This window comes from Streptomyces sp. SBT349, assembly GCF_001083795.1.
Classification (GTDB): domain Bacteria; phylum Actinomycetota; class Actinomycetes; order Streptomycetales; family Streptomycetaceae; genus Streptomyces.
Map to the genome: position 1 here is coordinate 1 of NZ_LAVK01000335.1, position 8,183 is coordinate 8,183.

An 8,183-nucleotide genomic window follows, 5' to 3' on the forward strand; every position below is an offset into this window, starting at 1 on the left:
GGCGGGGGCGACGGCTGGCTGGTCGGCTGGGAGTCGGCGGTGGTCCACCCGCGGCTGGCCGAGGGCCGGACGCTGGTCCTGACGCGGGGTGAGTCCGAGCGCGCGACGATCCTCGCGGCGGACGGCAGCCCGCTGGCCGGTCCCTCGACCGTGTGGGACGTCAGCGTCCGGCCGGCGCGGCTGACCGATCCGTCCGCGGCCTGGGAGGCGCTGGACGCGCTGGACGCGGGGATCGACACCGACGCCCTGGCCGACCGGGTGGCCGCGGCCGAGCCGGACCGGGCCGTGCCGGTTCTGACGCTGAGGGAGGCGGTCTTCCAGGAGCACGAGGCGGACCTGCGGGCCGTGCCGGGCCTGGAGTTCGCGGAGGACACCCGGCCGCTCGCGCACGCCGCGCGGGCCCTGGTCGGCGGGCTCGACCCGGAGACCGGCGCCGGGGTCTCGGGGCTTCAGCAGCGGTACGACGAGCAGCTGGCCGGGACCGCGTCGGCGGCCGTGGTGATCGCGGACCGGGACTCGGGGGAGGCCGTGGACACCCTCTACCGGCGGGAGGGCGGCGCGTCCGGCAGCCCGGTGGAGACGACCGTCGACCCGGAGGTGCAGCGGGCCGCCGAGGAGGCGCTCGAACGGCTCGGCAGGGACGGTTCCATCGTCGCGGTACGGCCGTCGACCGGCCATGTGCTGGCCGCCGCCGACTGGCCGGTGGAGGGGTTCAACCGGTCGCTCCAGGGGCAGTTGGCGCCCGGCTCCACGTTCAAGGTGGTGACCACGGCCGCGCTCCTGGAGAGCGGCGGGGCGCCGGACGACGTGCTCGGCTGCCCTCGGACGGTCACCGTCGAGGGGCAGTCCTTCGAGAACCAGGACGAGTTCGAGCTGGGCCCGGACACCACGCTGCGCGAGGCGTTCACCTCGTCCTGCAACACGGCGTTCATCGACCACCGCGACCTCTTCGCGGACGACACCCTGAGCCACACGGCCGAGGCGTTCGGCATCGGCGGCGAGTGGAGCGTCGGCGCCGTCACGTTCGACGGCAGCGTGCCGGTCGCGGAGAGCGACAACGAGCTGGCCGCCTCGCTGATCGGCCAGGGCCGGGTGCAGACCAGCCCGCTGGGGATGGCCTCGGTCGCCGCGACGGTCGCGGAGGGGGCCTTCCGGCAGCCGGTGCTCGTCCCCGCGGCCGTCGACGAGCCGCACCGGGCGCCGGCGGAGCTCGGTCCCCGGACGGTCGACGCGCTGCGGACGATGATGCGCGAGACGGTGACGGACGGCTCGGCCTCCGCCCTGGCGGGCGTCCCCGGCGCGCCGCACGGCAAGACGGGCACCGCCGAGTTCGAGGACGAGGAGGGCGAGATCTCCACCAACGCCTGGATCATCGGCTACCTGGGCGAGGGCGACCTGGCCTTCGCCGTGGTCCTGGAGGACGGCGGCTCCGGGGGCAGCGACGCCGGACCCGTCGCCGCCGACTTCCTCGACGCCCTGTGAGGGCGCGGTGCGTGGCGGCGGCTATGCCGGGACGGCATGGAACCGCGCGTCCGCGTCTTGGACGGCGGGACTCCGGGGAACGGAGAGTGGTCCGAAGCCCCGGGGTCCTTCCCGGGGTTGGCGGTCGCAGCGATCCTTTCAAGGCTTGGAGTCTCCTCACATGACCTACCTGCTCCGTTTGCGCCGGAACGCCGCGCGGGCGGCCGGCGTGCTCGCGCTCGTCGCACTCCCGGCGTGCGGCCAGGACGCCGAGCCCGCGCCCGACGACTCCGCGCGGTCCGCGTCGCCCGCGGAGTCCGCGCCGGCGGCGGAGTCCGCGGAGTCCACCGACCGCGCGTTCGGCGAGCTTGAGCGCGAGTTCGACGCGCGGCTCGGCGTCTACGCCCTGGACACCGGAACGGGCCGGGAGGTCGCCCACCAGGCGGACGAACGGTTCGCGTACGCGTCCACGTTCAAGGCCCTGGCGGTGGGTGCCCTGCTCCAGGAGTACGGGCTGGACGGGATCGAGGAGGTGATCACCTATGCGAGCGACGAGCTGATCGACAACTCGCCCGTGACGGAGAACTTCGTCGAGACCGGGATGAGCCTGCGCGAGCTGTGCGCCGCCACCCTCTGGTACAGCGACAACACGGCGGCCAACCTGCTCTTCGAGGCGCTCGGCGGGCCGGACGGCCTGGAGGCGGCGCTGGAGGAACTCGGCGACGACGTCACCGAGATGGACCGGTACGAGCCCGAGCTGAGCGAGGGGACGCCGGGCGACATCCGCGACACGAGCACGCCGCGCGCGATGGCCGGGAGCCTGCGTGCGTTCCTGCTCGGCGACGCCCTGGAGCGGGACGAACGCGAGCTCCTGCGGCAGTGGATGGTGACCAACACCACCGGCGAGACGCTCATCAACGCGGGCGTGCCGGACGGCTGGACCGTGGCCGACAAGAGCGGCACCGCCGGGTACGGGGGGCGCAACGACATCGCCGTGGTGTGGCCGGACGACGGCGGGGACCCGATCGTCATGGCGGTGATGTCCAGCCGCGACGAGCAGGGCGCCGAGCGCCGCGACGAGCTGATCGCCGAGGCCGCCACCGCGGCCGTGGAGGGGCTCGGGCGGTAGGGGCCCGGCGCGGGAGGCCGCGCCGCGTGGCCGCGACCGATGAGTTCCGCCGCCTCCGGTGGTCCCCATGCCCGAGCAGTGAGTTCGAGCAGTGAGTTCGAGCAGTGAGGCGGGAGAGCCGGAGATGAGTGCGTTCGTTCTGATTCCCGGGGCCGGGGGCGCGGCCTGGTACTGGCATCGCGTGGTGCCCGAGTTGCGGGCCAGGGGGCACGAGGCGGTCGCCGTCGATCTGCCGGGCGCCGACGAGTCGGCGGGGCTGCCCGAGTACGCCGACGCGGTGGTCGACGCGATCGGGCGGCGCGAGGATGTCGTGCTGGTGGCCCAGTCGATGGGCGGCTTCACCGCTCCGATGGCCTGCACCCGGGTGCCCGTGCGCCTGTTGGTGCTGGTCAACGCGATGGTGCCGCTGCCGGGCGAGACGCCGGGAGAGTGGTGGGGGAACACCGGCTCGGAGGCGGCCCGCGTCGCGGCGGCCGAAGCGGGCGGATACGCGGCGGAGTTGGGCCTGCCCACCTACTTCTGGCACGACGTGCCGGCCGAGCGGGCCGCCGCCGGCGCGGCGCACGACCGGCCGGAGGCCGACATCGCGTTCGGGCAGCCCTGCGCCGTCGAGCGGTGGCCGGATGTGCCCACGCGCGTGCTCGCCGGCGCCCAGGACCGCTTCTTCCCCCGGGAGTTCCAGGCCCGGGTGGCCCGCGAGCGCCTCGGGATCACGGCCGAGGAGGTCCCCGGCGGCCATCTGGGCGCGCTGTCGCGGCCGGTCGCCCTCGTCGACCGGCTGATCGGGTACCTGCCGTGACGCCGATGGGGGCGGCATGATCAGGCCACCGCCTACGATGGCCGGAGGCCCGCCACGCCGCGCCGGCATGGCGCGAGCCGCGGCCCCGGCGGGGCGAGGACGAGTGTGCCGACGGGCACGCGCCTGGTGGGCGGGAGCGGACGATGACAGACGGACCGGACGACCGGAGGGCCCTCGCCGGATCCGTGCAGTCGGTGGACCGGGCGGTGACGCTCCTGGAGGTCCTGGCCAGGAGCGGCGGGGCCGGGGTGACCGAGATCGCGGACGAGTTGGGGGTGCACAAGTCGACGGCGTCGCGGCTGATCGGCGTGCTGGAGAGCCGCGGTCTCGTGGACCAGGAGAAAGAGCGCGGCAAGTACTTCCTGGGGGCCGGAATCCTGCGGCTGGCCGGGGCCGCCGCGATGCGGCTCGACATCTCGCAGGAGAGCGCCCCCGTCTGCCGGTGGCTGGCGGACGAGACCGGGGAGACCGCCAATGTCGCCGTCCTCGACGGCGACGCCGCGGTCAACATCATGCAGGCGCGCGGCACCGCGGAGATCTCGGCGTACAACTGGCTCGGCCGCCGCACCCCGTTGCACGCGACCGCCAGCGGGAAGGTGCTGCTCGCCGCGCTGCCGACGGCCGTCCGCGACGGCCTGCTGACGGGTGAGCGGGAGCGGTACACGCCGCGCACCGTGACCGTTCCCGCGGACCTCCGCGCGCAGGTCGACGAGGTCGCGGCCGCGGGGTTCGCGGTGACCCGGGAGGAGTTGGAGGACGGGCTGAACGCCGTCGCGGCCCCGGTGCGCCGATACGACGGGACGGTGATCGGGGCGATCGGCGTCTCGGGGCCGGTCTACCGGATGGGCGAGGAACGGCTGTCCGCGCTGGCCGAAAACTGCACGGCGGCGGGGGACGAGCTGTCCCGGCGCATGGGGTACGGCAGCTGACTTCCGGCCGTTTCCGCGCTTCGGCCGGCCGTCGTTTCCGCTCTCTTGACAGTGACCGCAGACATTCTCACCATGTTCCGCAGGGCGCAACACACTGCGCCATGCGCAACGCATCGGTGAGAGGAGCGGGGCATGGTGGCAGAGGCAGAACGGGCGGGGGCGGGATCGGCGCAGGCGGGACCGCGTGTGGTCGTCATCGGCGCGGGCATCGTCGGATGCGCGCTCGCGGACGAGTTGACCGCCCGCGGCCTGCGGGATGTCACCGTGCTGGACCGGGGGCCGCTGTTCGCCGGGCCGGGATCCAGCTTCCACGCCCCGGGGCTCGTCTTCGCGACCAGCCCCGCCAAGGTGCTGTCCGAGTTCGCCCGCTACACGATCGACAAGTACCGCTCTCTCGGCTGCTTCACCTCCGTGGGCGGCCTCGAAGTCGCCACCACCGAGGAGCGCCTGGCCGACCTGTCCCGCAGGGCCGGGCTCGCCGCCTCCTGGGGCGTCGCGGCCGAGCCCGTCACCCCCCGCCGGTGCGCGGAGCTGTGGCCGCCGCTCGACGCCGGTCTCGTGCTCGGCGGCCTGCACACCCCGGACGACGGGCTCGCCGACGCGGCCCTGGCCTGCCGCGTGCAGGCCGAACGCGCCATCGCCCGCGGCGCGGCGTTCCACGGCCACCACACCGTCACCGCGGTGGAACGCGGCCCGCACGGCGTCACCGGCGTGCTCACCGACCGCGGCGCCTTCCCGGCCGACATCGTCGTCTCGGCCGCCGGATTCTGGGGCCCGGTGATCGGCGCGATGGCGGGCGTCACCGTGCCGCTCCAGCCCCTCGCCCACCAGTACGCCAGGACCGCGCCGCTGCCGGACCTCGACCCGGCCGCCGGCCTGCCGATCCTGCGCCACCAGGACCGCGACCTGTATGTCCGGCAGCACGGCGACCACCTGGGCATCGGCAGCTACGCCCACCGCCCCATGCCGGTCGACCCGTTCGCCCTGACCGCCTCCGAACTCCCGTTCAGCGCGGAGGAGTTCGCGCCCTCGTGGGAGGACGCGGCCCGGCTGATCCCGGCCCTGGCCGACTCGGAGGTCGCGCACGGCTTCGACGGGGTCTTCTCGTTCACCCCCGACGGCATGCCGCTGATCGGCGAGGTCCGTGACGTGCCGGGGCTGTGGCTGGCCGAGGCGGTCTGGGTGACGCACTCGGCCGGGGTCGCCCGCGCCCTCGCCGCCCGGCTGGCCGACGGGCGGCCGTCCACCGACGTCCACGCCTGCGACGTGCGGCGGTTCGAGGAGGTGCAGCTCTCCCCGCGCTACATCGCCGAACGCGGCGCGCAGAACTTCGTCGAGGTCTACGACGTCATCCACCCGCTCCAGTCGATGGAACGGCCCCGGCCGCTGCGCACCAGCCCCTTCCACCCGAGGCACCTCGAACTCGGCGCCCACCACCTGGAGTCCGCCGGCTGGGAGCGCCCGCACTGGTTCGAGGCCAACGCGCCGCTCGCCGACGCGCTCCCGCCGGGCGCCGCCCCGGCGCGCGACCCCTGGGCCGCGCGCCACTGGTCGCCGATCGCCGCCGCCGAGGCGCTGGCCACGCGGGAACGGGTCGCGCTGTTCGACATGACCCCGCTGAAACGCCTCGACGTCACGGGCCCCGGCGCGCTCGCGTTCCTGCGTCGGCTGACCACGGGGCGCGTGGAGCGCAAGCCGGGCGCGGTGGTCTACGCCCTCCTGCTCGACCACGGTGGCGGCATCCGCTCCGACATCACCGCCGCCCGCCTGGCGAAGGACCACTGGCAGATCGGCTGCAACGGCCCGCTCGACCTGGACTGGCTGCTGCACCACCTGCCCGCCGACGGCTCGGTCGTGGTCCGCGACATCACGTCCGGCACCTGCTGCCTCGGCGTGTGGGGCCCGCTGGCCCGGGAGTTGGTCGCGCCGCTGGCCGACATCGACGTCTCGCACGGCGCGTTCCGCTACTTCACGGCCAGGCGCGCGCACATCGGCCATGTCCCGGTCACCGCCATGCGGCTGAGCTATGTCGGCGAGCTGGGCTGGGAGTTGTACACCAGCGCCGACCTCGGCCCGCGCCTGTGGGACACGCTGTGGGAGGCCGGGCAGCGGCTCGGCGTCATCGCGGCGGGGCGCAGCGCGTTCACCAGCCTGCGGCTGGAGAAGGGCTACCGCGCCTGGGGCGTGGACATGACGCAGGAGCACGATCCCTACGAGGCCGGGCTGGGCTTCGCCGTCCGGCGGGACGCCGGGGACCCGGGCGACGCCGGGGGCTTCATCGGGCGGGACGCCCTCGCGGGGCGCTCCGACGCGACGGCCCGGCGGCGGCTCGCCTGCCTCACGCTCGACGACCCCGCCGCGATCGTGCTCGGCAACGAGCCGGTGTACGCGGGTGGTTCACCGGCCGGTTATGTCACGAGCGCCGGCTACGGCTACACGGTCGGCCGCGCCATCGCCTACGCCTGGCTGCCCGCCGACGTCGCGGTGCCGGGCACCGGCGTGCACATCGAGTACTTCGGCGAGAAGGTGCCCGCCACCGTCCGCGCCGAGCCCCTGCTGGATCCCGAGATGTCCCGTATCCGCCGCTAGCGCGTCAGCACCTCACGACCTTCACGACCTCACGACCTTCACGAGACCACGAGGAGGGAGAGTCATGGCCACCGGTTACGACGTCATCGTGCTCGGCCTCGGCGGCATGGGAAGCGCCGCCGCCGACCACCTGGCCGCGCGCGGGGCGCGCGTCCTCGGCCTGGAGCGGTTCGGCCCGGTCCACGACCGCGGTTCGAGCCACGGCGGCTCCCGCATCACCCGGCAGTCCTACTTCGAGGGCCCCGACTACGTTCCCCTGCTGCTGCGCGCCTACGAGCTGTACGCGCGGCTCGAACGGGAGGCCGACCGCGAGGTCGCGCTGCTGTGCGGCGGGCTGATGATCGGCCACCCCGACAGCCTCACCGTCTCCGGCAGCCTCCGCTCCGCCACCGCCTTCGACCTCCCGCACGAACTGCTCGACGCCAAGGAGATCCGGGCCCGCTTCCCCACCCTCGCCCCCAGCGACGACGAGGTCGCGCTCCACGAGTCAAGGGCCGGGCTGCTGCGCCCCGAGGCGACGGTGGCCGCCCAGCTGAAGCTGGCCACGGCGGCGGGCGCCGACCTGCGGTTCAACGAGCCGGTCACCGCCTGGGAGGCGCTGCCCGGCGGGCGCGGGGTCCGCGTCACCACTGCTGAGGGCACGTACACGGGGGGCCATCTGGTCGTCTCCCCCGGCGCCTGGGCGCCCGAGCAACTGGCCGACCTCGGCGTCCCGTTCACGATCGAACGGCAGATCATGTACTGGTTCGAGCCGGACGGCGGCACCGGCCCGTACCGGCCGGACCGGCATCCCGTCTACATCTGGGAGGATCCGGCGGGCGTCCAGGTCTACGGCTTCCCCGCGATCGACGGTCCCGGCGGCGGCGCGAAGGTGGCGTTCTTCCGGAAGGGCACCGTGTGCACGCCGGAGACCATCGACCGCACCGTGCACCCCCGCGAGGTCGCGGAGATGGCCGCCGCGGCCGGGGCCCGGCTGCCGACCCTGCCGGGGCGATTCCTGCGCGCGGTGACCTGCATGTACACCACGACGCCCGACGAGCACTTCGTGATCGCCCCGCACCCCGCGCACGAGGCCGTCACCGTGGCCTGCGGATTCTCGGGACACGGCTTCAAGTTCGTCCCCGTCGTCGGCGAGATCCTCGCCGACCTGGCCCTCACCGGCTCCACCGCACACCCCATCGAACTGTTCCGTCCGGGCCGGCTGGGAGGCCGGTAGCCATGACCACACAGCCGCTCGCCCCCACCGGCGCCCCCGCCACCACGCCCACCGGCCTGC

Annotated in this window: 6 protein-coding genes; all 6 read left to right on the top strand. The window is 74.5% G+C overall.

The genetic code is table 11. From position 1 onward, the window contains the following. The coding region (locus ADY01_RS41400; RefSeq protein ID WP_049579436.1) for a penicillin-binding transpeptidase domain-containing protein at window positions 1-1,482 on the top strand (1,482 nt) is incomplete at its 5' end. 160 nt (window positions 1,483-1,642) lie between these two features. After that, window positions 1,643-2,590 (top strand): class A beta-lactamase, encoded by a 948-nt coding sequence (gene bla / locus ADY01_RS29090; RefSeq protein WP_049579437.1) that lies wholly within the window; start codon window positions 1,643-1,645, stop codon window positions 2,588-2,590. A 124-nt stretch (window positions 2,591-2,714) separates the two neighbouring features. After that, window positions 2,715-3,389 (top strand): alpha/beta fold hydrolase, encoded by a 675-nt coding sequence (locus ADY01_RS29095; protein ID WP_049579439.1) that lies wholly within the window; start codon window positions 2,715-2,717, stop codon window positions 3,387-3,389. A gap of 143 nt (window positions 3,390-3,532) precedes the next feature. Then, on the top strand, window positions 3,533-4,318 hold the full coding sequence (locus ADY01_RS29100) for an IclR family transcriptional regulator (RefSeq protein WP_049579440.1): 786 nt from the start codon (window positions 3,533-3,535) through the stop codon (window positions 4,316-4,318). Window positions 4,319-4,450: 132 nt separating this feature from the next. Then, window positions 4,451-6,907: a GcvT family protein gene (locus tag ADY01_RS29105; protein WP_049579442.1), complete on the top strand. Its 2,457-nt coding sequence runs from the start codon at window positions 4,451-4,453 to the stop codon at window positions 6,905-6,907. 64 nt (window positions 6,908-6,971) lie between these two features. Then, entirely contained in the window at window positions 6,972-8,123 is a 1,152-nt protein-coding gene (solA, locus tag ADY01_RS29110) for an N-methyl-L-tryptophan oxidase (protein ID WP_049579443.1), read from the top strand. Window positions 8,124-8,183: the final 60 nt, after the last annotated feature.

Excerpts from the sequence above, each read along its gene's own strand:
- bla (WP_049579437.1), top strand. The coding sequence starts at position 1,643 with ATGACCTACCTGCTCCGTTTGCGCCGGAACGCCGCGCGGGCGGCCGGC.
- ADY01_RS29095 (WP_049579439.1), top strand. The coding sequence starts at position 2,715 with ATGAGTGCGTTCGTTCTGATTCCCGGGGCCGGGGGCGCGGCCTGGTAC.
- ADY01_RS29100 (WP_049579440.1), top strand. The coding sequence starts at position 3,533 with ATGACAGACGGACCGGACGACCGGAGGGCCCTCGCCGGATCCGTGCAG.
- ADY01_RS29105 (WP_049579442.1), top strand. The coding sequence starts at position 4,451 with ATGGTGGCAGAGGCAGAACGGGCGGGGGCGGGATCGGCGCAGGCGGGA.
- solA (WP_049579443.1), top strand. The coding sequence starts at position 6,972 with ATGGCCACCGGTTACGACGTCATCGTGCTCGGCCTCGGCGGCATGGGA.